The organism is Mycolicibacterium baixiangningiae (assembly GCF_016313185.1).
GTDB classification, from domain to species: Bacteria; Actinomycetota; Actinomycetes; order Mycobacteriales; family Mycobacteriaceae; genus Mycobacterium; species Mycobacterium baixiangningiae.
Genome location: NZ_CP066218.1, coordinates 3,712,365 through 3,736,002 on the forward strand (window position 1 = coordinate 3,712,365; position 23,638 = coordinate 3,736,002).

At 69.8% G+C, this 23,638-nt stretch carries 22 protein-coding genes; 6 read left to right on the forward strand and 16 right to left on the reverse strand.

Annotation, left to right across the window (positions count from 1 at the left end; all coding sequences use genetic code 11):
- Positions 1–3 precede the first annotated feature (3 nt).
- Both I7X18_RS17495 and I7X18_RS17500 read left to right on the forward strand, forming a co-directional pair.
- Entirely contained in the window at positions 4–1,041 is a 1,038-nt protein-coding gene (locus tag I7X18_RS17495) for an ABC transporter substrate-binding protein (protein WP_193043321.1), read from the forward strand.
- Between the two features lie 11 nt (positions 1,042–1,052).
- The gene (locus tag I7X18_RS17500; protein WP_193043322.1) at positions 1,053–1,865 is read left to right on the forward strand and encodes an ABC transporter ATP-binding protein; all 813 of its coding nucleotides are present in this window, start codon (positions 1,053–1,055) and stop codon (positions 1,863–1,865) included.
- A gap of 9 nt (positions 1,866–1,874) precedes the next feature.
- Here the strand turns inward: I7X18_RS17500 and I7X18_RS17505 are convergent, their stop codons facing one another.
- A complete protein-coding gene (locus I7X18_RS17505) occupies positions 1,875–2,297 on the reverse strand; it encodes a MerR family transcriptional regulator (protein WP_193043323.1) in 423 nt (140 codons plus the stop codon).
- 46 nt (positions 2,298–2,343) lie between these two features.
- Between I7X18_RS17505 and I7X18_RS17510 the strand changes: the two genes are divergently transcribed.
- A complete protein-coding gene (locus I7X18_RS17510; protein ID WP_193043324.1) occupies positions 2,344–2,967 on the forward strand; it encodes a class I SAM-dependent methyltransferase in 624 nt (207 codons plus the stop codon).
- Here the strand turns inward: I7X18_RS17510 and I7X18_RS17515 are convergent.
- The 7 genes from I7X18_RS17515 to rimP all read right to left on the reverse strand — a co-directional run bounded on the left by I7X18_RS17515 (position 2,962) and on the right by rimP (position 10,696).
- Positions 2,962–4,296: an MATE family efflux transporter gene (locus tag I7X18_RS17515; RefSeq protein ID WP_193043325.1), complete on the reverse strand. Its 1,335-nt coding sequence runs from the start codon at positions 4,294–4,296 to the stop codon at positions 2,962–2,964. The genes I7X18_RS17510 and I7X18_RS17515 overlap by 6 nt on opposite strands.
- Positions 4,289–5,284: a DHH family phosphoesterase gene (locus I7X18_RS17520; protein ID WP_193043326.1), complete on the reverse strand. Its 996-nt coding sequence runs from the start codon at positions 5,282–5,284 to the stop codon at positions 4,289–4,291. The genes I7X18_RS17515 and I7X18_RS17520 overlap by 8 nt, the downstream gene beginning before the upstream one ends.
- Complete coding sequence (gene rbfA, locus I7X18_RS17525; RefSeq protein ID WP_193043327.1) at positions 5,259–5,774, reverse strand: 30S ribosome-binding factor RbfA; 516 nt, start codon at positions 5,772–5,774, stop codon at positions 5,259–5,261. The genes I7X18_RS17520 and rbfA overlap by 26 nt, the downstream gene beginning before the upstream one ends.
- Positions 5,775–5,777: 3 nt before the next feature.
- Entirely contained in the window at positions 5,778–8,579 is a 2,802-nt protein-coding gene (gene infB / locus I7X18_RS17530; RefSeq protein ID WP_193043328.1) for a translation initiation factor IF-2, read from the reverse strand.
- A 76-nt stretch (positions 8,580–8,655) separates the two neighbouring features.
- Entirely contained in the window at positions 8,656–9,078 is a 423-nt protein-coding gene (locus I7X18_RS17535) for a YlxR family protein (protein WP_319017953.1), read from the reverse strand.
- Entirely contained in the window at positions 9,078–10,121 is a 1,044-nt protein-coding gene (nusA, locus tag I7X18_RS17540) for a transcription termination factor NusA (protein ID WP_193043330.1), read from the reverse strand. The genes I7X18_RS17535 and nusA overlap by 1 nt, the downstream gene beginning before the upstream one ends.
- Positions 10,118–10,696, reverse strand: a complete 579-nt coding sequence (gene rimP / locus I7X18_RS17545) for a ribosome maturation factor RimP (RefSeq protein ID WP_193043331.1) — start codon at positions 10,694–10,696, stop codon at positions 10,118–10,120. Before rimP ends, nusA begins: the two co-directional genes overlap by 4 nt.
- Before the next feature lie 160 nt (positions 10,697–10,856).
- On the opposite strand from rimP, the gene I7X18_RS17550 reads away from it, so the two are divergent.
- Positions 10,857–11,381: a hypothetical protein gene (locus tag I7X18_RS17550; protein WP_193043332.1), complete on the forward strand. Its 525-nt coding sequence runs from the start codon at positions 10,857–10,859 to the stop codon at positions 11,379–11,381.
- Complete coding sequence (locus I7X18_RS17555; protein ID WP_193043333.1) at positions 11,378–11,854, forward strand: ferritin-like domain-containing protein; 477 nt, start codon at positions 11,378–11,380, stop codon at positions 11,852–11,854. The genes I7X18_RS17550 and I7X18_RS17555 overlap by 4 nt, the downstream gene beginning before the upstream one ends.
- A gap of 26 nt (positions 11,855–11,880) precedes the next feature.
- Here the strand turns inward: I7X18_RS17555 and I7X18_RS17560 are convergent, their stop codons facing one another.
- From I7X18_RS17560 to mqo, 8 genes are all read right to left on the reverse strand, one after another.
- Positions 11,881–13,635, reverse strand: a complete 1,755-nt coding sequence (locus I7X18_RS17560; protein ID WP_193043334.1) for a proline--tRNA ligase — start codon at positions 13,633–13,635, stop codon at positions 11,881–11,883.
- A 69-nt stretch (positions 13,636–13,704) separates the two neighbouring features.
- Positions 13,705–15,285 carry an MFS transporter gene (locus I7X18_RS17565; RefSeq protein WP_193043335.1) on the reverse strand — a complete coding sequence of 527 codons (1,581 nt, stop codon included), beginning with the start codon at positions 15,283–15,285 and terminating at the stop codon, positions 13,705–13,707.
- A gap of 33 nt (positions 15,286–15,318) precedes the next feature.
- Positions 15,319–16,515, reverse strand: coding sequence for a uroporphyrinogen-III C-methyltransferase (gene cobA / locus I7X18_RS17570; RefSeq protein WP_193043336.1), 1,197 nt, complete (start codon positions 16,513–16,515; stop codon positions 15,319–15,321).
- Complete coding sequence (locus I7X18_RS17575; protein ID WP_193043337.1) at positions 16,512–17,879, reverse strand: cobyrinic acid a,c-diamide synthase CobB; 1,368 nt, start codon at positions 17,877–17,879, stop codon at positions 16,512–16,514. The genes cobA and I7X18_RS17575 overlap by 4 nt, the downstream gene beginning before the upstream one ends.
- The gene (cobO, locus tag I7X18_RS17580; RefSeq protein ID WP_193043338.1) at positions 17,873–18,487 is read right to left on the reverse strand and encodes a cob(I)yrinic acid a,c-diamide adenosyltransferase; all 615 of its coding nucleotides are present in this window, start codon (positions 18,485–18,487) and stop codon (positions 17,873–17,875) included. The genes I7X18_RS17575 and cobO overlap by 7 nt, the downstream gene beginning before the upstream one ends.
- Before the next feature lie 11 nt (positions 18,488–18,498).
- Positions 18,499–20,388, reverse strand: coding sequence for a magnesium chelatase subunit D family protein (locus I7X18_RS17585; RefSeq protein ID WP_193043339.1), 1,890 nt, complete (start codon positions 20,386–20,388; stop codon positions 18,499–18,501).
- Positions 20,385–20,852, reverse strand: coding sequence for a GNAT family N-acetyltransferase (locus I7X18_RS17590; RefSeq protein ID WP_193043340.1), 468 nt, complete (start codon positions 20,850–20,852; stop codon positions 20,385–20,387). Before I7X18_RS17590 ends, I7X18_RS17585 begins: the two co-directional genes overlap by 4 nt.
- A 12-nt stretch (positions 20,853–20,864) precedes the next feature.
- Positions 20,865–22,373: a malate dehydrogenase (quinone) gene (gene mqo, locus I7X18_RS17595; RefSeq protein ID WP_232375264.1), complete on the reverse strand. Its 1,509-nt coding sequence runs from the start codon at positions 22,371–22,373 to the stop codon at positions 20,865–20,867.
- A gap of 202 nt (positions 22,374–22,575) precedes the next feature.
- Between mqo and I7X18_RS17600 the strand changes: the two genes are divergently transcribed.
- Positions 22,576–23,604 carry an alpha/beta hydrolase gene (locus tag I7X18_RS17600; RefSeq protein ID WP_232375265.1) on the forward strand — a complete coding sequence of 343 codons (1,029 nt, stop codon included), beginning with the start codon at positions 22,576–22,578 and terminating at the stop codon, positions 23,602–23,604.
- Positions 23,605–23,638: the final 34 nt, after the last annotated feature.

The following is a 23,638-nucleotide window of genomic DNA, read 5'->3' on the forward strand; positions in this document are numbered from 1 at the left end:
CCCATGACATCTTTCCGCCGCCGCGCCACCGTCGCGGCCGCCGCCACCACCGCCGCGCTGACCCTGGCCGCCTGCGGCGGGGGCGGCGACAGCGAAAACACGCCTGCCGCAGACGGTTCGGCGAACTCCGCCACCCTCATGCTCAACTGGTACCCGTACGGCGAGCACGCACCGTTCTACTACGGCGTGCAGGAGGGCATCTTCGACAAGCACGGCATCGACCTGCAGATCGACCCCGGCCAGGGCTCCACGAAGACCGTGCAGGCCGTCGGGTCGCGGCAGGTCGACTTCGGCTGGGCCGACACCCCCGCGGTGCTGAGCAACATCGACAAGGGTGTCGAGGTCAGGAGCACCGGCGTGTTCCTGCAGACCACCCCCTCGGCGGTGCAGGTGTTCGCCGACTCCGGCATCAACACCCCGCAGGACCTCGCCGGTCGCACCATCGCCGTGTCGGCCGGTGACGCGCCCACCACCACCTTCCCGATCTACCTCGACAAGGTCGGCGTGCCGCAGAACCAGGTGACCCAGCAGAGCCTCGACGCGGCGGGCAAGATGGCCGCGATGCTGTCGGGCCGCGTCGACGGCCTCATCGGGTTCGCCCACGACCAGGGGCCGACGATCGCGAACAAGAGCGGCCGAGAGGTGCGCTACCTCAAGTACTCCGATGCCGGGCTGAACTTCTACAGCAACGGACTGATCGCCAACGAGTCGACGATCGCCGACAATCCGGAGCTGGTGCAGAAGATGGTCGACGCCACCAGTGAGGCATTCGCCGCCGCCACCCAGGACCCGGAGGCCGCTGTCGACGCGATGGCGGGCAAGGACCCGCAGATGCCGCCGCGCGAGGTGCTGCTGCAGCAGTGGCAGCAGACCATCCCGCTCTTGACCACCGCCGCCACCGAAGGTCAGGTGCCGGGCAGCAACGCGAAAGAGGACTGGACGACCACCATCGCCACCCTCACCGACGCGGGGTTGCTCGAGACGGCGAAGGACCCGGCGGAATACTGGGATTCGTCGTTCGCTCCCCAGGCCGAGCAGTAGGGAACGAGACGATGTCCACCGCGACCTTCACAGCACCCAAGACCACAGTGACCGAAGACGCCATCTCGATCGAGAACCTGACCGTGACGTTCTCGTCGAAACGCGCGACGGTGACCGCGCTCGAGGACATCGATCTGCGCGTCGCCGATGGTGAGTTCGTGTCGATCGCCGGCCCCTCGGGTTGCGGCAAGTCCACCCTGCTGAAGGTGGTGGCCGGGCTCACCGACTCCACCTCGGGTGAGGTGCGGCTGCGCGGCAAGTCCGTGCGCGGACCGCAGCGCGAGATCGGCTACGTGTTCCAGCGCGCTGCGCTGCTCGAGTGGCGTTCGGTGCGCCGCAACATCCTGCTGCAGGCGGAGATGCGCGGCATGTCCCGCCGGGACGCCGCACGCCGCTGTGATCACCTGATCGAGATGACGGGGCTCACCGGCTTCGAGAATGCGCTGCCCCACGAGCTGTCCGGCGGGATGCAGCAACGGGTTTCGTTGTGCCGAGCATTGCTGCACGAGCCGGGAGTGCTGCTGATGGACGAGCCGTTCGGTGCGCTCGACGCGCTGACGCGCGAGAAGATGAACGTCGAACTGCATCGCATCTGGCGCGAGACCGGCACGACGGTGGTGCTGGTGACCCACTCGGTCGCCGAGGCGGTGTACCTCGCCAACCGGGTCGTGGTGATGAGCCCACGGCCTGGCCGCATCGTCGAGACACTCGACGTCGACCTGCCCGCCGAGCGCGATTACGCCGAGACGATGGAGCGCCCGGAGTTCATCCGCGTCGCCAACCGGGTGCGTGACCTGCTCGGCAGTTCCACCGCCGCAGACTGAGGCGGGTTCCTAGGTGTGTTCGGCAGCGAGCTGCTCGACGCTCATCCCGTCGACGAGACGGTCCAGCGCGCCTGTCATTCTCGGACACTCCCGGGCGGGGTGGTCGGTCGCGCACCCCAGCGCATGGGTGAGGAACTGCTGGGCACCCCGTGCCCGGGCGATCACCCGGTCCAGCTCGGCGATCTGGTCACGCACCGTCTGCCGCCACTGCTCACTCGGTGCGTCGAGCACCGCCGCCGCGGTGTCCAGCGGCAGACCGAGCCCGTGAACGATCTTGAGCAACGCCAGCCGGCGCAGCTCGTCGGGCCCGTACATCCGCCGCCCAGACCGCCGTGACTGCGGGCGCACCAGACCACGGTCGTCGTAGTAGCGCAGCGCCGACGTCGTCATCCCCAGCCGGGTTGCCGCCTCGCCGATCGGAATCGCCTCCATCCGGCCATTTGACTTCAACCGGACTTGAACCGGCAAGGTCGAATTCATGACCGAACCCACCACCGTGGTCAACCACCATGCCGGCCATCCCGGCTTCGCCGGCCTCACCGGCGTCCTGTTCGCCATCGTGTTCCTGCTCACCGGACGCGGCAACGCCCGTCTCGCCGCCGACGTCGCCGCCGTGTCGGTGGACGACCGTGTCGTCGACGTCGGGTGCGGTCCGGGGACCGCCGCCCGCGTCGCGGCCCGCCGGGGCGCCCGGGTCACCGGTGTCGACCCATCGGAATCCATGTTGCGGGTGGCGCGGGCGGTGACCCGCCGTCGCACCGCGGTGACGTGGGTGCGGGGCGGCGCCGAGGCGCTGCCCGTGCCCGATGCGTCCGCGACGGTCGTGTGGGCGCTGGCGACGGTGCACCACTGGCCCGATGTCGGCGCGGCGCTGACCGAGATACACCGCGTGTTGTCTCCGGGCGGGCGGCTCCTCGTCGTGGAACGTCACGTGCAGCCCGGCGCCACGGGGCTCGCCAGCCACGGCTGGACGGCGCAGCAGGCCGAAACGTTTGCCGCACTGTGCAGGTCCGCCGGCCTGACCGATGTGCGCGTGACCGGACACCGGCGTCGGCGCCGGCGCTCCTGGACCGTGCGCGGCGTTCGCCCCCAAGGGCTATGACGTCCCCGGCACCAGCCACCGCCCCGACAGCGCCCGCCAGCCGACGAACACCAGACGCAGCACCATGAACGCCGACAGTCCCGCCCAGATCCCGAGCAACCCCCACCCGAACGCCAACGAGAGCCAGATCAGGGGCAGGAATCCGATCAGCCCGCTGATCAGCGTGGCGTTGCGCATGAAGGTCGCGTCTCCCGCGCCCAGCAGCACTCCGTCGAGCGCGAACACCACACCCGCGACGGGTAACTGCGCGACCAGGAACCACCACGGCACGCCGATCTCGTCGAGCACCGAGCGGTCGTCGGTGAACACCCCCGGCAGCACCGAGGATCCGGCGGCGAACACCAGCGCCAACAGCCCGGCGGCGACGCTCGAGAACACGGTCACCCGCCACGCCACCGACTTCGCGTGCGGGAGGTGTCCCGCCCCCAGCGCCGCCCCGACCAGCGACTGCGCCGCTATGGCCAGTGAATCGAGCACCAGCGCAAGGAAATTCCACAACTGGAGCACGACCTGGTGGGCGGCGACGGCGGCCGCCCCGAACCGGGCGGCCACCGCACCGGCCGACACGAAACAGGCCTGGAACGCCAGCGTGCGCAACACCAGATCGCGCCCCATCACCACCTGGGCGCGCAGCACCGACGGCTGCGGGCGCAGCGGAACCTTCTCCACGATCAGCGCGCGGCAGAACATGGCCGCGGCCAACCACTGCCCAACGACGTTGGCCACCGCCGACCCCGCGAGACCCATCCTGGGCGCGCCCAGCCACCCGTACACCAGCAGTGGGCAGAGCACCGCGGACACCGCGAACCCCACGACGACGTAGCGCAGCGGGCGCATCGTGTCCTGGACTCCGCGCATCCACCCGTTACCCGCCGCGGCGATCAGGATCGCCGGTACGGCCAGGCTGGCGATGCGCACCCACGGGAGCGCGGCGTCGGCCACCGCCCCACCGCCTGACAGCACGGACACCAGCGGTACGGCCGTCGCCTGAACGGCCACCACGATCGTCGTGCCGATGGCCAGGGCCAGCCACGTGGCCTGGACACCCTCGCCCACCGCGGTCGGCCGGTCGCCTGCGCCGTAGAAGCGGGCCGCACGCGCCGTCGTGCCATAGGACAGGAAGGTCAGTTGTGCGCTGAGTACCCCCATGACCAGCGCGCCGATCGCGAGACCGGCGAGGCTGAGCGCACCCAGCCGCCCGACGACCGCGAGGTCGAACAGGAGGTATACGGGTTCGGCGGCGAGTACACCGAGTGCGGGAAACGCCAACGCCGCGATACGCCGGCTGGTCGCCGGTTCGACGGGCGAAACGCCGTCGGGCTCAGCCAAGTGCCGCGCGCAGGGCCGCCACCACGTCGTCGGCCGGTCCGCTGGCCGAATAGCCCGCGGCCAGCCGGTGTCCACCACCGCCGAACGCCCCGGCCACCGACGTGAGGTCGATCGACTTGGCGCGCATGGACACCGACCACTGCTGGGGTTCGAGTTCCTTGAACACCGCTGCCACCTCGGCCTGCCGGGTGGTGCGCACGATGTCGACGATGCACTCCACTTCTTCGGGCCGCGCGCCGGCCAGCTCGTCATGGGCCACCACCGCGTACACCAGGCCGCGGCCGTCCACGGCATCGGGAAGCAGGCGGGCCGAGGCCAGCACGCGCGAGAGCATCGGCAGCCATGCGAACGGGTGGGTGTCGAGCAGTGTCCGGCTGATCGAGGCGTTGTCCACACCGAGGTCGACCAACCGGGCGGCCAGCCGGTGGGCGCGGGCGCTGGCCCAGCGGAACGAGCCGGTGTCGGTGGTCAGGCCGGCGTAGAGACAGTGCGCGACGCCGAGGTCGATCGGTTTGTTCCACGCGTCGAGGAGTTCGGCCACCAGCATCGTGGTGGAGTCCGCCGACGGGTCGACATAGTTCGCGGTGCCGAACAGCTCATTGGACGCGTGGTGGTCGATCACCAGGACCCGCCGCCCGGACATGGCCAGGTCACGCAGCGCGCCCAGCCGGTTGAGGCTGGGGATGTCCACGGTGACCACCAGGTCGGCGTCTGCGCGCATCGCCTCCGGCGCCACCAGCAGATGCCCACCGGGCAAGGACTGCAACGACTCCGGCAAGTCGGCGGGTGCCGCGAAACTGACCTCGACACTCTTACCGGCGTGGTCGAGGACCAGCGCCAGTGCCAGGCCGGCGCCGATGGTGTCGGCGTCCGGATACACATGACAGATGACGCTGACAGTCGTGGCCGCGGCCAACATGTCGGCCGCCCGGTAAGCGTCTACGCGCGCGCCGGCAGGTACGTCAGTCGTCTTGTCTATTGCGGTCACCGGTGTCCTCAGCGTCGAGCGCGGCCTGAACTTCTCCAGACCCCCCGGATTCCTCCTCCGCCCCACTCACACGGTACGGGTCAGCCTCACCGGCGTGCTTGGCACCCTGACGAACTCTCGCCAAATCCTCATCTGCGGCGCGCGCACGGGCCAGCAATTCCTCCATCCGATGCGCGGTGTCGGGCACGGTGTCGCGAGTGAACGCCAGGGTCGGGGTGAACCGGACTCCGAGGCTTGCACCCACCTTGGACCGCAACACACCCCTGGCGCTCTCCAGCGCGGCCGCCGCCCCGACGAGGTCAGGTTCCTCGTCGAGGCTGCGACCGATCACCGTGTAGAACAGCGTCGCATCGTGCAGATCATTGGTCACCTTGGCGTCGGTGATCGTCACACCGGTCAGCCGCGGATCCTTGATCTCGTACTCGATCGCCGAGGCGACGATGGTGGAGATGCGCTTGGCCAACCGTTTCGCTCGTGCGGGGTCAGCCATGTGTTAAGTCCTCGCCTTCTCCACCAGTTCGTACGTCTCGATGACGTCGCCTTCTTTGATATCCGAGTAGGTCAGCGTCAAACCGCACTCGTACCCGTCGCGCACCTCGGTGACGTCTTCCTTCTCCCGCTTGAGCGACGACACAGTGAGGTTCTCGGCCACGACCACGTTGTCACGCAGCAGCCGCGCTTTCGCGTTGCGGCGCATGATGCCCGACTGGACGAGGCAACCGGCGATGTTGCCGACCTTCGACGACCGGAAGATCGCGCGGATCTCGGCGCGGCCGAGTTCCTTCTCCTCGTAGATCGGCTTGAGCATGCCCTTGAGCGCGCTCTCGATCTCGTCGATGGCCTGGTAGATCACCGAGTAGTAGCGGATCTCGACACCCTCGCGGTTGGCCAGCTCGGTGGCCTTGCCCTCCGCGCGGACGTTGAAGCCGATGATGATCGCATCCGAGGCCGACGCAAGGTTGACGTTGGTCTCGGTGACACCGCCGACACCGCGGTCGATGACACGCAGTTCGACCTCGTCGTCGATCTGGATGCCCAGCAGGGCCTCCTCGAGCGCCTCGACCGTACCGGCGTTGTCGCCCTTCAGGATCAGGTTCAGCTGGCTGGTTTCCTTCAGCGCCGAATCCAGGTCCTCGAGGCTGATGCGCTTGCGGCTGCGCGCGGCCAACGCGTTGCGCTTGCGGGCGCTGCGCCGGTCGGCGATCTGCCGGGCGATGCGGTCCTCGTCGACGACCAACAGGTTGTCGCCGGCACCTGGCACCGATGTGAAGCCGATGACCTGCACCGGCCGCGACGGCAGCGCCTCCACGACATCCTCGCCGTGCTCATCGACCATGCGGCGCACACGCCCGTAGGCGTCGCCCGCGACGATCGAGTCGCCGACCCGCAGCGTGCCGCGCTGGATGAGCACGGTCGCCACCGGGCCACGGCCACGGTCGAGGTGCGCCTCGATCGCCACGCCCTGGGCCTCCATGTCGGGGTTCGCCCGCAGGTCCAGTGCCGCGTCGGCGGTCAGCAGGACCGCCTCGAGCAGCGCGTCGATGTTGGTGCCCTGCTTGGCCGAGATGTCGACGAACATGGTGTCGCCACCGAAGTCCTCCGCCACCAGGCCGTATTCGGTGAGCTGACCGCGGATCTTCGCCGGGTCGGCGCCTTCCTTGTCGATCTTGTTGACCGCCACGACGATCGGCACGTCAGCGGCCTGCGCGTGGTTGATGGCCTCCACCGTCTGCGGCATGACGCCGTCGTCGGCGGCGACCACGAGGATCGCGATGTCGGTGGCCTTGGCACCGCGGGCACGCATGGCGGTGAACGCCTCGTGGCCCGGGGTGTCGATGAAGGTCACCAGTCGCTCATTGCCGTCCAGCTCGGTCAGGACCTGGTAGGCGCCGATGTGCTGGGTGATACCGCCGGCCTCGCCCTCGCGAACGGTGGCGTTGCGGATCGTGTCCAGCAGGCGGGTCTTGCCGTGGTCGACGTGGCCCATGACGGTGACCACCGGTGGACGGAACTCGAGGTCGTCCTCGCCGCCCTCGTCCTCGCCGTAGGTGAGGTCGAATGACTGAAGCAGCTCGCGGTCCTCGTCCTCGGGCGAGACGACCTGCACGACGTAGTTCATCTCGCTGCCGAGCAGCTCGAGCGTCTCGTCGTTCACCGACTGCGTCGCGGTGACCATCTCACCGAGGTTGAACAGCGCCTGGACCAGCGAAGCCGGGTTGGCGTTGATCTTCTCGGCGAAGTCGGACAGCGATGCGCCGCGGGCCAACCGGATGGTCTCGCCGTTGCCGTGCGGCAACCGCACGCCACCGACGACCGGCGCCTGCATGTTCTCGTACTCGGCGCGTTTCGCCCGCTTCGACTTGCGACCACGGCGAACGGCACCGCCGGGGCGACCGAACGCACCCGCTGCACCGCCACGCTGACCGGGGCGACCTCCGCCGCCACCGCCTGGCCTGCCGCGGAAACCGCCTGCAGCCGCTCCACCGGCACCGGCACCGCCGCCACCGGGACCGCCCGCGCCGCCGCCGCGGTAGTTACCGCCGCCGCCTGCACCACCGGGACCGCCGGGACGGCCGCCACCTGCACCGGGGCCACGGCCACCGGGGCCGGGGCGCGCACCGCCGGGACGTCCCGCGGGGGCACCCGGACGGGGGCCGGCGGGACGGGGCGGCATGTTGTTGGGCGACATACCCGGACGCGGCGTGCCGGGCCGGGGGGCGCCTGGCCGGGCCTGCGGCCGTGGGATCGGCCGCTCCACCGGCTGCTGCGTGGAGAACGGGTTGTTGCCGACCCGCGGGGTGCGCGGGGCGGGTTTGGGCGCCGGGCCGGGACGCGGTCCGGGTGTGGGCCCGGGACGTGACGGAGCGGGCGCGGGAGCGGACGCCGCGGGCTGGGCCGGGGCAGGCGCCGCAGGCTGGGCCGGGGCGGTCACCACAGGCTGAGCCGGAGCGGGTGGTGGCACCGGGGCCGCCGGCGCGGGCGCCGCAGGCTTGGGGGCCGCGGGCTTCGCGGGAGCCGGCGCGGCCGGTACCGGTGCGGCCGCAGCGGCAGCCGCTGCGGGCGTCGCGGGGGTGGCCGACGGCGCGGCGGGCGCACCGTTACCTGCGCTCTTGGCCTTGTCCGGGGTGGACCTGCTACCGCCGAACTTCTCGCGCAACCGGCGCGCTACGGGTGCTTCAACGGTCGAAGAAGCTGATTTGACGAACTCGCCCTGCTCTTTCAGCGTTGCGAGCAAGTCTTTGCTGGTGACACCGAGTTCCTTCGCCAACTCGTGTACGCGGGCCTTACCTGCCACTACATCTCCATCTCTAGAGGCGACAGCGGTGGTAGGCCGCGCCTCGGGTTAGCTATGACGCATTGTCATCGGAACTTCACGGTGTGCTCATGTTCTTCGCTACCTGTTCTCTTGCCGGGTGAGGCGAACCCGCCGAGAAATTCTCGACGTGCTCGATCACCGCGGATAAGTCCGGTGAACCGGTGATTCGCAACGCTCGGACGAACGCTCGCCGCCGGATTGCCGCGTGTAGGCACTGCTCGCGCGGATGCAACCAGGCACCCCGCCCGGGCAGATTACCCGCTGTGTCAACGATCGCGGCGCACTCACCGTTCCCGTCGACCACAGCGGCCACTCGAAGCAATTCGGCGGCCAGCTCTCGCTTCCGGCATCCCACGCATGTCCGCACCGGCCCCGGGGGGTGGTCTTTCGTGCTTCGACGCGGCGATACCGAAGTCTCGCGCTGGCTCACGGATGAGTCTACCGCCCCGGCCCCCGCGAACTGAAACGGCCGTCGCACTACCGATCACGTACCGCGGGATGCGGCGCACCGGAATCGGGCTTTTGCTCGTCGGCCGGCGCCGCATCGCTGCGGATGTCGATCCGCCAGCCGGTCAGCCGAGCCGCCAGCCTGGCGTTCTGCCCCTCCTTGCCGATGGCCAGCGACAACTGGAAGTCGGGCACGACCACGCGGGCGGCCCGGGTCTGCTCGTCGATGACGCTGACCGAGACGACCTTCGCCGGCGACAGCGCGTTGGCGACGAACCGCGCCGGATCCTCGTCGTGGTCGATGATGTCGATCTTCTCGCCGGACAGTTCGCTCATCACGTTGCGGACCCGCTGGCCCATCGGGCCGATGCAGGCACCCTTGGCGTTGAGCCCGGGTACGCGTGAGGCGACCGCGATCTTCGACCGGTGCCCGGCCTCGCGAGCCACGGCGACGATGTCGACCGAACCCTCGTTGATCTCCGGGACCTCAAGGCTGAACAGCTTGCGCACCAGGTTCGGATGGGTGCGCGACAGGGTGATCAACGGTTCCCTGGCCCCGCGGGTCACCCCGACGACGTAGCAGCGCAACCGGTCGCCGTGCTCGTAGCGTTCGCCGGGCACCTGCTCCGCGGCCGGGATGACGCCTTCGTTGCCCTTGGTCTCACTGCCCATCCGCACCACCACCAGGCCGCGCGCGTTGGCACGGGCGTCGCGCTGGATCACACCGGCGACGATGTCGCCCTCCCGGGCGGCGAACTCGCCGTAGTTCTTCTCGTTCTCCGCATCGCGCAGGCGCTGCAGGATGACCTGGCGCGCCGTGGTGGCGGCGATGCGGCCGAATCCCTCCGGAGTGTCGTCCCACTCCTGGATGAGGTTGCCGTCGGCGTCGGTCTCGCGGGCCATCACCTTCACCGAACCGCTCTTGCGGTCGATGTCGATCCGCGCGTCCGGCTGATGGCCGTCGGTGTGGCGATAGGCGGTCAGCAGCGCCGACTTGATGGTGTCGACGACGACGTCGACGGTGATGCCCTTGTCCGCCTCGATGGCGTGTAGGGCCGCCATGTCGATGTTCATTCTCCGGCCTCCTCTGCCGATTGGCCGGTCAACTCCAGCTCACGCTGGCTTGGTGGTGAGAACTCCACCTGGACAACGGCTTTGACGATTCCCTCGAGCGGAAGCTCGCGCACCGTGAAGTTGGCACGCGCGCCTTCGCGCACCACCAGCGACACCGACGTCCCGCCATCGGTGAGCGCGCCCAGCCGGCCGGTCAGCTGCGATCCGTCGGACAGGCTGAGCTCCACCTTGCGTCCGCGCGCACGCCGGAAGTGCTTCTCGGTGGTCAGCGGCCGGTCGACTCCCGGCGAGGTGACCTCGAGAACGTACACGGCGGCGTCAGCGGTCGAACCAGGGACCGACTCGTCGACGCGGTCGAGTTCTTCGGAGGCTGAGCGCGAGAGGCTGGCGATGGTGTCCAGGTCGAGCGGGCGGTCGCCGTCGACGACCACGGTGATGCGCGGTGGGCGCGCGCCGCCGTCGATGACGACGCTTTCGATCTCGAATCCGGCGCGCGCGAACTCGCCGTCGAGTAGCTCCTTCACCTGCTCCTGCGACGGCAACCCCGCCGGTCGCAAACTTGGCTCCGGTGCCACGGCGAGCTCCTCATCTTGAGTTTTATTGACGCATTGCCCGACGGCGGGCGAAGGTGGCCGCCGGAATCGACTATCCACGATACGCCAGGCCCGGGAGGGTAGACACCGAACGCAACAGCGCCGAAGCGGCGCTACGGACACCCGCGGTGGCAATGGCAGGATGTTGCTCGTGCCGCGCGCCTTCGCCCCCGACACCGGGAACGTCAGCAGGCGGAACCTGCTGGCCGGCGCGGCGGTCCTCGCGGTCCTGGCTGCGTCCGCCGCCGCGTGCGGCTCCCCACCGCCACCACCGGAGGTCGACGAGCTGGCCGCCCAACTCGACCGGGCCCGCGCCGACAGTCGACTGGCCGCCGACGCCGCCGCCACGGCCCGCCCGCCACTGGCGCAGACGCTGACCGCGGTGGCCGCCGAACGCGCGGCGCACGCACAGGCGCTCACCGACGAGCTCACCCGGCTCGCCGGCACCGACGCCCCGACGACCACGCCGTCGACCAGCACCGCGGCTCCGGTCAGACCTCCGACCGCCCGAGACGTCGTCGCCGCGCTGCGTCAGTCCGCCGAGAGCGCCACGGACCTCGCGGTGCAGATGTCGGGGTATCGCGCCGGTCTGCTGGGGTCGATCGCCGCGGCCTGTACCGCGGCCTGGCAGGTCGCGCTGGCGCCACCACCGAAGGACGCGCCGTGACCTCTGTCGAGCCGACTGAGGCCGATCCGCCCCGCCCCACCGACGCCTCCGACGGGGCGCTCTACGACGCGATCGCCACCGAACACGCCACGATCTACGGGTACGGCCTGGTCTCGGCGCACTCCGCGCCGGAGGTGAACTGGCTGGTGTCGGCGTCGATCGCCGAACACCGCGAACGCCGGGAGGCCGCGATCGCCCTGCTGGAGCAGCGACAGGTGGCGCCGCCGCTGCCCGCCGTCGGCTACCAGGTGCCGATGCGGGTGGACGATCCGTCCGACGCCGCGAAGCTCGCGGTGCGCATGGAGGAGGACGGCGCGACGGCGTGGCGGGCCGTCGTGGAGCAGGCCGCGGACACCGAGTACCGGAGCTTCGGGCTCACCGCGCTGACGCAGTCGGCGGTCGCGGCGGCGCGCTGGACCCAGATCGTGGGCACCGACCCGGTCACCGTCGCCTTCCCCGGCGGTGCCGAGTAGCGCCTACCGCACTACAACGAGTGGCGCTACCGCACCGCGCCGAGGATCTCCGTCGCGGCGTCGTCGACGGCGATCTCCCGCTTCTCACCGCTGAACCGGTCGCGCAGTTCGACCACGCCGTCGGCCCAGCCGCGGCCGACCACGACGATCCAGGGCACGCCGAGCAATTCGGCGTCCTTGAACTTCACCCCCGGTGAGGACTTGCGGTCGTCGAGCATCACTTCGAGCCCCAGCCGGTCCAGCTCGCCGGCCAGTTCCGTCGCTCCGGTGCGCGCGCCCTCGTCCTTGTTGGCGATCACGACGTGCACGTCGAACGGGGAGACCGCGGCGGGCCACCGCAGTCCCAGCTCGTCGTGTTGCTGTTCGGCGATCACCGCCACCAGCCGGGACACTCCGATGCCGTAGGAGCCCATGGTCAGCCGCACCGGTTTGCCGTCCTCGCCGAGGACGTCGGCGTTGAAGGCCTCGGTGTATTTGCGGCCCAACTGGAAGATGTGGCCGATCTCGATGCCGCGCGCGCTGACCAGCGGTCCGGCGCCGTCCGGTGAGGGGTCGCCGTCGCGCACGTTGGCGGCTTCGATCGTGCCGTCGGCGCGGAAATCGCGGCCCGCGACCAGCCCGACGACGTGCTTGTTCGGCTCGTCGGCACCGGTGATCCACGCCGTGCCGTCCACGATCCGCGGATCGACCAGATAGCGGACACCGTTGGCCAGCAACGCTTTCGGACCGACATACCCCTTGACCAGGAAGGGGTGCTTGGCGAAGTCGGCGTCGTCGAGCATGGCGTACTCCGCCGGATCCAGTGCGGCGCCGAGCCGTTTGTCGTCGACCTCACGATCACCCGGGACGCCGACGGCGAGCAGCTCCCACTCCCCGCCGGGCTCGCGCACCTTGAGCAGCACGTTTTTCAGCGTGTCGGCCGCGGTGACCGCACGGCCGGCGAAGCTGGGCAGGTCCGCGCTGTTGGCCCAGTCGACCAGCGTCGCGATCGTCGGGGCGTCCGGCGTGTCGTACACCACCGCCTCCGGCTGCCCTTCGATCGGCGGCGATTCGGGCACCTGGGTCAGCACCGCCTCGACGTTGGCGGCGTAGCCGGACTCCACGCAGCGCACGAACGTGTCCTCGCCGACCTCGCTCTCGGCGAGGAACTCCTCGGACGCGCTGCCGCCCATCGCCCCGGACACCGCCGAGACGATCACGTACTTCACCCCGAGCCGGGCGAAGATCTGCTGGTAAGCCGCGCGGTGCAGGTGGTAGGCGGCCTTGAGGCCGTCGTCGTCGACGTCGAAGGAGTACGAGTCCTTCATCACGAACTCGCGGCCGCGGAGGATGCCGGCGCGGGGGCGGGCCTCGTCGCGGTACTTCGTCTGGATCTGGAACAGGATCAGCGGGAAGTCCTTGTAGGAGCTGTACTCCCCCTTGACCGTGAGCGTGAACAGTTCCTCGTGGGTCGGACCCAGCAGGTAGTCGTTGTCGCGGCGGTCCTTGAGCCGGAACAGGGTGTCGCCGTATTCCGTCCACCGGTTGGTGGTCTCGTACGGCGCGCGCGGCAGCAGCGCGGGGAACAGGATCTCCTGGCCGCCGATCGCGGTCATCTCGTCGCGGACGATCTGCTCGATTTTGCGGAACACACGAAGCCCCAGCGGCAGCCATGTGTAGAGGCCCGGTCCGACAGGGCGGACGTACCCGGCCCGGATGAGCAGCTTGTGGCTGGGCACCTCGGCGTCGGCGGGATCGTCACGCAGGGTGCGCAGGAACAGCTCGGACATGCGGGTGATCACAGCGGGCCAGCTTAGCCGCCGGGCAGAGCCTCGGAGCTCGCCGGCTCCGGAGCGTCGAGCGCGCCTAGATCACAACTCGCCGGCGTCGATCGCGTCCTTGACCTCCTGGGCGTGCGCGACCTGTTCGGAGGTGTAGCCGATCAACAGCGCCGCACCGCCGACGAGGACCGCGACCGCGGCCACCCACAGCAGCCCGTAGGTGTAGCCGGCGTCGAGCGCGCCCAACTGGGTGGTGTCCATGTTCTTCACCGGCCCGGTGGTGCCGCCGAGGTAGAGCGTGCGAGAGGTGATCACGGCCTGGACGATGGCCAGCACGACGGGGCCGCCGAGGTTCTGCAGCATCAGCGTGATCGCCGACACCGGGCCGATCTGGTCGAAACCGACACCGGCGATGGCTGACAGCATCAGCGCGACGAAGATGATGCCGATCCCGACGCCGCCGACCACGAGCGGGATCACCAGGTTCGGGAAATAGGGGATGCCGCTGTTGAGCGTCGAGCCGTAGATCATCGCCCCCAGCACCAGAACACCACCGGAGATCACCAGGATTCGCGGCGGGACAATCGGAACCAGTTGCGAGGAGAGGGCCAACCCGATACCCATCGCGATGGCGAAGGGGATGAAACCGATACCGGCGCGCAGCGGGCTGTAGCCCAGGATGTCCTGCACGTAGAGGCCGATCAGCACCGACAGGGTGAACATGACGCCGCCGGCCAGGAAGACGGCCGCGAACGTGGCCAGCCGGTTGCGGTCCTTGAACAGCTCGAAGGGCACCACCGGGTTCTCCGCGAAGCGCTCAACGAAGATGAAGGCGAGCAGGAAGACGCCGGCGGCGACGATCGAGGTGATGGTGACCGGCGACAGCCAGCCCTTCTCCGGACCCATCGAGAAACCGAATACGGCGGCGGTGCAGCCCAGCGTCGCGAGCAGCGCGCCCGTCGCGTCGAGTTTGAGCCGCTCTTTGTGCGTCTCACGGAGCGCGGTGTGAGCCAGGTAGAGAATCAACAAGCCGATCGGGGCGTTGACCAGGAACGCCAGCCGCCACGACACCTCGGTGAGCGCGCCGCCGACGACCAGGCCCATCACCGAGCCGACGCCGGTCATCGCGGCGAACACTGCGGTGGCCGCGTTACGCGCCGGGCCCTTCGGGAAAGTCGTGGCGACGAGCGCCAGAGCGGTCGGCGAGGCGATCGCGGCACCGACGCCCTGCAGCAGCCGGGCGATCACCAGCGTGGCCTCGTCCCATGCGATGCCACACAGGATCGAGGCGATGGTGAACAGCGCGACGCCCACGATGAAGGTGCGCTTGCGCCCGATGGTGTCGCCGAGGCGGCCACCGAGGAGCATCAGACCGCCGAAGGTCAACACGTAGGCCGTGATGACCCAGCTGCGGCCGGCGTCGGACAGATTGAGCGCGTCCTGGATCTTGGGGAGCGCGACGATGGCGATCGTGCCGTCCATCGTGGCCATGAGCTGCATGCCGGCGATCGCGATCACGGCGGCGAAGAATCTGCGCGACGGCAACCAGGTCGGTGCCTTGTTGGTTTGTGCCGCGGGTGTTTGCTCCGCGCTCATCGGCTGTGCCCGCTTCGCTCGGCCTTCCGCGTCGCGGATCATGGCTGCGCGCTCGGCGTCGTTGAGAGCCGTCATAACAGGTTACCTTACAGTAATCTTAGGAATCCTTTACCCACCGAAGGCGGCGACCGGCCCGATCACAATGATCGCGGGAGGTCGAATACCCTCGGCGCTCATCCGTTCCGGCGCGTCAGCCAGCGTAGCTCGCAACGTCCGCTGTGCGCTCGTGGTGCCGTGCTGCACCACGAGAACCGGAGTTTCCGCAGGTCGTCCGCCGTCGAGCAACGCCTTGGTGAACAGTTCGATCCTTTCGACCGCCATCAGCAAAACAATCGTCCCGGTCAGCGCTGCGAGCGCATCCCAATTCACCAACGATTCGGGGTGGTCCGGCGCGACATGTCCGCTGACCACCACGAATTCATGTGTGACGTGACGATGGGTGACAGGTACCCCGGCCAGCGCCGGAACACCTATGGCGCTGGTCACACCCGGTACGACGGTGACAGGGATCCCGGCCTCGGCGCAGGCCAGCACCTCTTCGTAGCCGCGCGCGAAGACGAACGGGTCACCGCCCTTGAGGCGGACGACGAACTTGCCCGCCGAGGCGCGGTCGATGAGCACCTGGTTGATGGCGTCCTGCGCCATGGCCCGGCCGTAGGGGATCTTGGCGGCGTCGATGACCTCGACGTGCGGCGGGAGTTCGGCGAGCAGTTCCTGGGGCGCCAGCCGGTCGGCGACCACGACGTCGGCCTGGGCGAGCAGCCGGCGCCCGCGCACGGTGATGAGTTCCGGGTCCCCGGGCCCTCCGCCGACCAGCGCGACGCCGGTGGTCACGGTGTCGGGGTCGTCGCCGGCGATCAGTCCGCTCGCGAGAGCCTCGTGGATCGCTGACCGGATGGCCGCCGAACGGCGGTGCTCACCGCCGGCGAGGACACCGACCGACAGGCCCTCGTACTCGAAGGACGCCGGCGTGACGGCGGTCCCCTCCCGGGCGACGTCGGCGCGCACGCAGAAGATGTGGCGGCGCTCGGCTTCGGCGACGACGGCCGCGTTGACGTCGGGATCGTCGGTCGCGGCGATCACGTACCAGGCACCGTCGAGGTCGCCGACGCGGAAGTCGCGCAGCGTCAGTGTGATTCCCGCCATAGCCTCGACGGCGGGCGTGGCGGCGCGGGCGATGACGTGCACGTCGGCGCCGTTCGCGATCAGCAGCGGCAGCCGGCGTTGTGCGACCGTTCCCCCACCGACGATGACGACCTTCCTGCCGGTGAGGCGTAGGCCGACGAGGTACGCGTTATCGGTCACCCGGCGAGCTTAGAGCGTGCGGCCGACGCCACGAAGCGGGCGATCGCCTGCGGGTGGGCGGCCGGGTGGGTGTGCAGGTAGCCGGCGTGGACTCCGCGATGCACCGCCCCGTCGGCAACCGGCCCGCCGGCCCGGCCCGCGAATTGCCACGCCGGCTCGTACCGGTCGGTGAATGTGACCGCGGTGCGGTGGAACTCGTGCCCGATGACGCGCTCCCCGGCGCGGTGCAGCGTGGAGTCGGCGGCCGCGACGGCCTGGCGGTAACCCAGTGTGAGGCGTTCGGTGAACCGGGCCGAACCCGACAGCACCCCGCACATGGGGCGGCCGTCGAGGTCGTCGACCAGGTAGGTCAGGCCCGCGCATTCCGCGTGGACCGGGGCGCCCGCCGCGGCCAGGTGCGCGATCTGTTGGCGCACAGCGGTGTTCGCGGACAGGTCGGCGGCGTGCTGTTCGGGGAACCCGCCCGGTATCACCAGTGCCGAGGTGTCCGGGGGCAGGCGGTCGGTCATCGGGTCGAACTCGACCACCTCGGCACCGGCCGCGCGCAGCAGTTCGCTGTGCTCGGCATAGCCGAAGGTGAAGGCTTTCCCGGCGGCCAGCGCGACGGTCACACCCGATTCGGTGGATTCGGCGACGTGCGGGCTCCACGGTGTGCCGGCGACGGTCGCGCGCGCGCAGCCGACGACGACGTCGAGATCGACGTGGCGGGCGACGAGCTCGGTCATCGCGGTGACCGCGTCTCGGGCGGCCCGGCCATGCTCGGCCGCGGTGATCAGCCCGAGGTGGCGGGACGGGACGGCCAGCGCCTCGGTCCGCGGGATGGACCCGAACACCGTCAGCCCGGCGTGTTCACACGCCTGTCGCAGCACCTCGTCGTGGCGCGGTGAGCCCACCCGGTTGAGCACGACTCCGGCGATACGGGTGTGCGGGTCGAAGGTGGAGAACCCGTGCAGCAGAGCGGCGATGCTGTGGCTCTGCCCGCGGGCATCGACGACCAGCACGACGGGGGCGCCGAGCAGGCCTGCCACCTGCGCGGTGGAACCCGTTGCGGGCCCGGTCATCCGGTCTCCGATACGCCCGTCGAACAGACCCATGACACCTTCGACGACGGCGATGTCACTGCCTGCGGCGCCGTGCGCGTACAGCGGTCCGATCAGATCCTCGCCGACGAGGACGGGGTCGAGGTTGCGTCCCGGACGTCCGGTCGCCAGGGCGTGGTAGCCGGGGTCGATGAAGTCCGGGCCAACCTTGAACGGCGCCACCCGCTGACCGGCGCGGCGTAGCGCCCCCATCAAACCCGTTGCCACGGTGGTCTTCCCGCTACCCGAGGCGGGCGCGGCGATCACGACGGCGGGCGTCACCACTCGATGCCCTTCTGACCTTTGCGTCCGGCATCCATCGGGTGTTTGACCTTGGTCATCTCGGTCACCAGATCGGCGGCGTCGACAAGGGCCTGCGGTGCGTCGCGGCCGGTGATGACGACGTGCTGCCTGCCCGGCCGCGACCGGAGCACCTCGACCACGTCGTCGACGTCTACCCACCCCCACTTGAGGGGGTAGGTGAATTCGTCGAGCACATAGAAGTCGTGGCGCTCCTCGGCGAGCCGGCGGGCGATCTCGGCCCACCCGTCGGCTGCGGCCGCGGCATGGTCGTCGTCGCTGCCGGGCCGCCGCGACCAGGACCAGCCCGAGCCCATCTTGTGCCACTCCACGGCCCCGCCCGCACCGTGTTCGTCGTGCAGGCGGCCCAGCTCACCGAACACCGCCTCCTCGCCGACCTTCCATTTCGCGCTCTTGACGAACTGGAACACCGCGATGTCGAAACCCTGGTTCCACGCGCGCAGCGCCATCCCGAACGCGGCCGTCGACTTGCCCTTACCCGCCCCGGTGTGCACGGCCAGCAGTGGCGCGTTACGCCGGGCGCGCGTGGTGAGCCCGTCGTCGGGAACGGTCAGAGGTCGGCCCTGCGGCATGGATTCCTCCGTTAGGCGGCGTTGCGGTCGGTCTGGGTGACCAGCCGGGTGAGATCGTCGGCGCGCAGGTGGGCCAGGCGGACGGCGGGTCCGCGCAGCGCGGTGGCGAGTTCCTCGGCGAGGCCGAGCCGCACCAGCGAGGTCTCGCAGTCGACGACGACGGCGGCAGCGCCCTCGGCCACCAGGCGGGCGGCGGCCTGACGGGTGCGGCCCAACGGGTCCGGTCCCCCGGTGGCGCGGCCGTCAGTCAGCACGACGACCAGGCAGCGACGGGCGCGGTCGCGGGCCTTCTCCCGCACGACGACGTCGCGGGCGGCCAGCAGACCCTCCGCCAGCGGGGTCTTCCCACCGGTGTCGAATCGCGACAGCCGGCGGCTGGCGATGTACACCGACGTCGTGGGCGGCAGCAGCAGCGTGGCCTGTCGCTGACGGAACGTGATCACGGCGACTTTGTCGCGGCGCTGGTAGGCGTCGCGCAGCAGTGACAGGGTGGCGCCGCCGACCGCCGCCATCCGGTCGCGTGCGGCCATCGAGCCCGAGGCGTCGACGACGAAGACCACGAGGTTGCCCTCGTGACCTTCGCGCACGGCGCGGCGCACGTCCTGCACCCGCGGCCGGGGGCGGCCCGGCACGCGCTGGTTCTCCGCGGCCGCGAGCAGCGTGCCGAAGACGTGCAGCCCGTGTCCGGTCTCGGCGTCCGGGGTCGACGCCACGACGGTGCCGGTGCGGTTGCGGGCCCGTGAGCGCCGTCCCGGTGCGCCCTCCCCCACCCCGGGCACCACCAGCGTCTTGGTCTTGAACGCCGCCGACGGTGCACCGCTGTCGCGGGTCTGGGTCGACGGTTTCTTCTGCGGCACAGCGGACCCCGAGGATTCGGTGGCGTTCCCACCACCGGGTGGGTCGGGGTGAGAGTCGGGGTCGGGTTCTGGATCGGTGTCCGGGGGATTCGCGGATTCGTCGGCCTGGGCCATCGCTTCGTCGAGCCGTTCCGGATCCAGGCCGGGATCGTCGAACGGGTCCCGTCGGCGCCGGTGGGGCAGTGCGAGTTCGGCGGCCACCCGGATGTCGTCTTCGCCGACGGTGATATCCCCTGTCGCTGCGCTCGCCCCGGCGACCGCGCCCCGCCATGCCGCGTGGGCGACCGCAGTGCGCGCCACCACCAGATCGGCGCGCATACCGTCGACGTCGAAAGCCGCACACAGCGCCGCGATACGCCGTAACTCGTTGTCGGGCAACGATACCGACGGAACCCGCGCACGCGCATCGGCGACCCGGCGGGCCAGGTCGGTGTCGTGGTGCGCATAGCTGTCGGCGAATGCGTCCGGATCGGCCTCGAACGCCATGCGCTGACGAATCACCTCGACGCGGACGTCGACGTCGCGGCTCGCCGCCACGTCCACCGTGAGACCGAAGCGGTCGAGCAACTGCGGGCGTAGTTCGCCCTCTTCGGGATTCATGGTGCCGATCAGCACGAACCGCGCCTCGTGGCTGTGGGAGATGCCGTCGCGTTCGATGTGCACGCGACCCATCGCCGCCGCGTCGAGCAGCACGTCGACCAGGTGGTCGTGCAGCAGGTTGACCTCGTCGACGTAGAGCACCCCGCCGTGCGCCCGGGCCAGCAGACCCGGCGAGAACGCATGCTCACCGTCGCGCAGCACCTTCTGAAGGTCGAGCGAACCGACCACCCGGTCCTCGGTGGCACCGATCGGCAATTCGACCAGGGCACCACCGTCGACCTGGGCGAGTACCTGTGCCAGTCCGCGTACCGCGGTCGACTTCGCGGTCCCCTTCTCGCCGCGGATCAGCACACCACCGATCTCGGGTCGCACCGCGCACAGCAGCAGGGCGAGGAGCAACCGGTCGTGCCCGACGATCGCGCTGAACGGATACGCGGGCGTCACTGGTGCGCCGTCCCGGATCCCGGGCGCAGCATAGGGACGTGCGAAATGCCGTCTTCGACGAATTCGTCTCCGGCGCGGACGAATCCGTGCCGGGCGTACATCGCTTCGAGATAGGTCTGCGCGTCGATGCGGCACGGGTGGTCGCCCACGTCGGCGAGCGCCGCCTGCATCAGTCGGGCGGTGTGCCCGTGCCCGCGGGCGTCGCGCCTGGTGCACACACGACCGATCCGGAATCCCTTGTTACCGCCGGGATGTTCCTCCATCAGCCGCAACGTGGAGATCACTTCGCCGTCGGGGCCCTCGAGCCAGAAGTGGCGTGTCTCGGCCAGCAGGTCCCGACCGTCGAGTTCGGGATAGGGGCAGGCCTGTTCGACGACGAACACCTCCACGCGCAGTTTGAGTAATTCGTACAGGGTTGCCGCGTCGAGGTCCTTGGCCCAGTTGCGGCGCAGCGCGACCGTCATCGCCCCACCACGTCAGGCAGTGACCGCGGTTGTGCGCGCGGCGTCGGGCTCCCGGTGCTCGGTGTCCGGACCGGCGATCGGGAGACCCTCCGCCGGGCGGTCGAGTTTGAGCACCTTGGTGCCGTGCGCCCACACCTCTTCGAACAGCTTGGGTTCGGTGGACAGCGGAGTTCCGAGCGAAGGCACGATCTCGCGAAGCCTGGGTAGCCAGCCGCGGTAGCGGTCGGCGAAGCAGCGCTCCATGATGTCGAGCATCGCGGGCACCGCCGTCGAGGCACCGGGCGACGCACCGAGCAGCCCGGCGATGCTGCCGTCCTCGGCGGACAGCACGGTCGTGCCGAATTCCAGCACCCCCCCGCGTCCTTTACGCCGGACGACCTGCACGCGCTGGCCGGCCACATCGAGCTCCCAGTCGGAATCGACTGCGCCAGGAGCGAATTCGCGCAACGCGTCGACGCGGTCGGCCGCGCTGAGCCTCAGCTGGCCGATGAGGTACTTGAGCAATCCCATCTCGGTGAGCCCGACACCGAGCATGGAGGTCAGGTTGTTCGGCTTGACCGAGAACGGCAGATCGGTGACCTTGCCCTGTTTGAGGAATTTGGGCGACCAGCCGGCGAACGGGCCGAACAGCAGCCACGACCTGCTGTTGATCACGCGGGTGTCCAGGTGTGGCACCGACATCGGGGGCGCGCCGAGCGGCGGCAACCCGTAGACCTTGGCCTGGTGCCCGGCGGTCAGCGACTGGTTGTTCGTGCGCAGGAACGCTCCGCCGACGGGAAAGCCGCCGAAGCCCTTGGCCTCCTCGATGCCTGCCTTCTGCAGCAGCGGCAACGCCCCGCCGCCGGCGCCGACGAAGACGAACTTGGCGTTGAGCTTGCGCTTGGCCCCGGTGCGGCGGTTGACCACCTTCACCGACCAGCTGCCGTCGGACTGCTTGTCCAGATCGCGCACTTCGTGTCCGAACAGGGTGGTCATCCCGCGCTGCGCCGAGTAGCCGAAAAGCTGGCGCGACAGCGAGCCGAAATCGACGTCGGTGCCGTCCTGCGTCCAGTTCAGCCCGACCGGTTCGGAGAAGTCTCGCTTATCGGCCATCAGCGGCAACCGCCGGGCGAATTCGCCGGGATCGTCGATGAACTCCATCGACCCGAAGAGCGGGTTGGTGACGAGCGCGTTGTAGCGGGCGCGCAGATACTTCACGTTCTCGGCGCCCTGGACGAAGCTGACGTGCGGGATGGGGTTGATGAAGTTGCGGACGTCGGGCAGCACCTCGTTCTCGACGGCGTAGGACCAGAACTGCCGCGAGACCTGGAACTGTTCGTTGACGTGCACCGCTTTGGTGATGTCGATGCCGCCGTTGGCGGTCTGCGGGGTGTAGTTGAGCTCGCACAGCGCGGAGTGTCCGGTGCCCGCGTTGTTCCACGGGTCGCTACTCTCGGCCGCCGCGCCGTCGAGCCGCTCGACCAGGGTGATCGACCAGTTCGGCTCGAGCAGCTTCAGCAGGACACTCAGCGTGGCGCTCATGATGCCGGCACCTACGAGCACGACGTCGGTTTTGGCTACCTGTGTTTCGGACACCAGCTCATCGGTCCTTTTCGTCGCGGCTTTGTGACGGCTTACCTCGTCCCAGGTTATCCCGCTGCAGTGCCCGCCAATCGTGCGGCCGACTGTGCCATCGCTCACCGCCGTGACCTGCGGGCTCACCGGGCAGCCTAAGGTGACATCCGTGAGTTCCCGGGTGCGCAGCTGGGACACCGACGTGCTGCCGGACTACCAGCGGCACACCCTTGCGCTGGGACGCGATCCCGACGGTGAGGGCGACCTCGTCGCGACGATCGTGCGCCGGGGCCGGCCGCAGCCCGATGCGCGCCACGCGGTGTTGCTGGTGCACGGGTTCACCGACTACTTCTTCCACACCGAACTCGCCGATCACCTGGCCACCCGGGGCCTCGCGTTCTACGCGCTGGACCTGCACAAATGCGGCCGGTCGCGGCGGGGCGCGCAGACGCCGCACTTCACGACCGACCTGACCCGCTACGACCGCGAACTCGAGCAGGCTCTGGAGATCATCGGTGAGGAGACCGACGGCGCCGCTGTCGTGGTGGTCGGGCATTCCGCGGGCGGGCTGATCGTGTCGCTGTGGCTGGACCGGCTGCGACGGCGAGGGATGACCGAGCGACTCGGCGTGGCCGGCCTGGTGCTCAACAGCCCCTGGCTGGATCTGCAGGGACCGGCGCTGCTGCGCTCCCCGGCCACCTCGGCCGCACTCGGCGCAGTCTCACGGCTGGGCAAACGCCGGATCGTGCGGTCGCCGAACCCGGGTGGCGGTTACGGCGCCACACTGCACCGGGACTTCGGGGGCGAGTTCGACTACGACCTCGAGTGGAAACCGGTCGGCGGTTTCCCCGTGACGGCGGGGTGGATCCGCGCGATCCGCCGCGGGCACGCCCGGCTGCACCGCGGACTGGACGTCGGCGTCCCCAACCTGATCCTGCGCTCGGACCACAGCGTGCGCGAGGCGCCCGATCCGGCGACGATGCAGCGCGGCGACGCGGTCCTCGACGTCGCACACATCGCCCGCTGGGCGGGCTGCATCGGTAATCGCAGCACCATCGTGCCGATCGCCGACGCGAAACACGACGTGTTCCTTTCGCTGGCCGAGCCGCGTCGTGCGGCCTACGGTGAACTGGATCGCTGGCTGGACTGGTATCTGGCCGAACATCCGGCTACCACGCAACGATCCGAACGGGGATGACGGACATGGGGCGAGCGAAGCGACGGGGGATGTG

What these genes read in the sequence shown, in the direction of transcription:
- nusA (WP_193043330.1), bottom strand. Translation starts at nt 10,121, where the DNA reads ATGAACATCGACATGGCGGCCCTACACGCCATCGAGGCGGACAAGGGC.
- I7X18_RS17565 (WP_193043335.1), bottom strand. Translation starts at nt 15,285, where the DNA reads ATGACGGCTCTCAACGACGCCGAGCGCGCAGCCATGATCCGCGACGCG.
- I7X18_RS17510 (WP_193043324.1), top strand. Translation starts at nt 2,344, where the DNA reads ATGACCGAACCCACCACCGTGGTCAACCACCATGCCGGCCATCCCGGC.
- I7X18_RS17590 (WP_193043340.1), bottom strand. Translation starts at nt 20,852, where the DNA reads ATGACGGTCGCGCTGCGCCGCAACTGGGCCAAGGACCTCGACGCGGCA.
- cobO (WP_193043338.1), bottom strand. Translation starts at nt 18,487, where the DNA reads ATGCCGCAGGGCCGACCTCTGACCGTTCCCGACGACGGGCTCACCACG.
- I7X18_RS17550 (WP_193043332.1), top strand. Translation starts at nt 10,857, where the DNA reads ATGTTGCTCGTGCCGCGCGCCTTCGCCCCCGACACCGGGAACGTCAGC.
- I7X18_RS17495 (WP_193043321.1), top strand. Translation starts at nt 4, where the DNA reads ATGACATCTTTCCGCCGCCGCGCCACCGTCGCGGCCGCCGCCACCACC.
- mqo (WP_232375264.1), bottom strand. Translation starts at nt 22,373, where the DNA reads ATGAGCGCCACGCTGAGTGTCCTGCTGAAGCTGCTCGAGCCGAACTGG.
- rbfA (WP_193043327.1), bottom strand. Translation starts at nt 5,774, where the DNA reads ATGGCTGACCCCGCACGAGCGAAACGGTTGGCCAAGCGCATCTCCACC.
- I7X18_RS17505 (WP_193043323.1), bottom strand. Translation starts at nt 2,297, where the DNA reads ATGGAGGCGATTCCGATCGGCGAGGCGGCAACCCGGCTGGGGATGACG.
- I7X18_RS17500 (WP_193043322.1), top strand. Translation starts at nt 1,053, where the DNA reads ATGTCCACCGCGACCTTCACAGCACCCAAGACCACAGTGACCGAAGAC.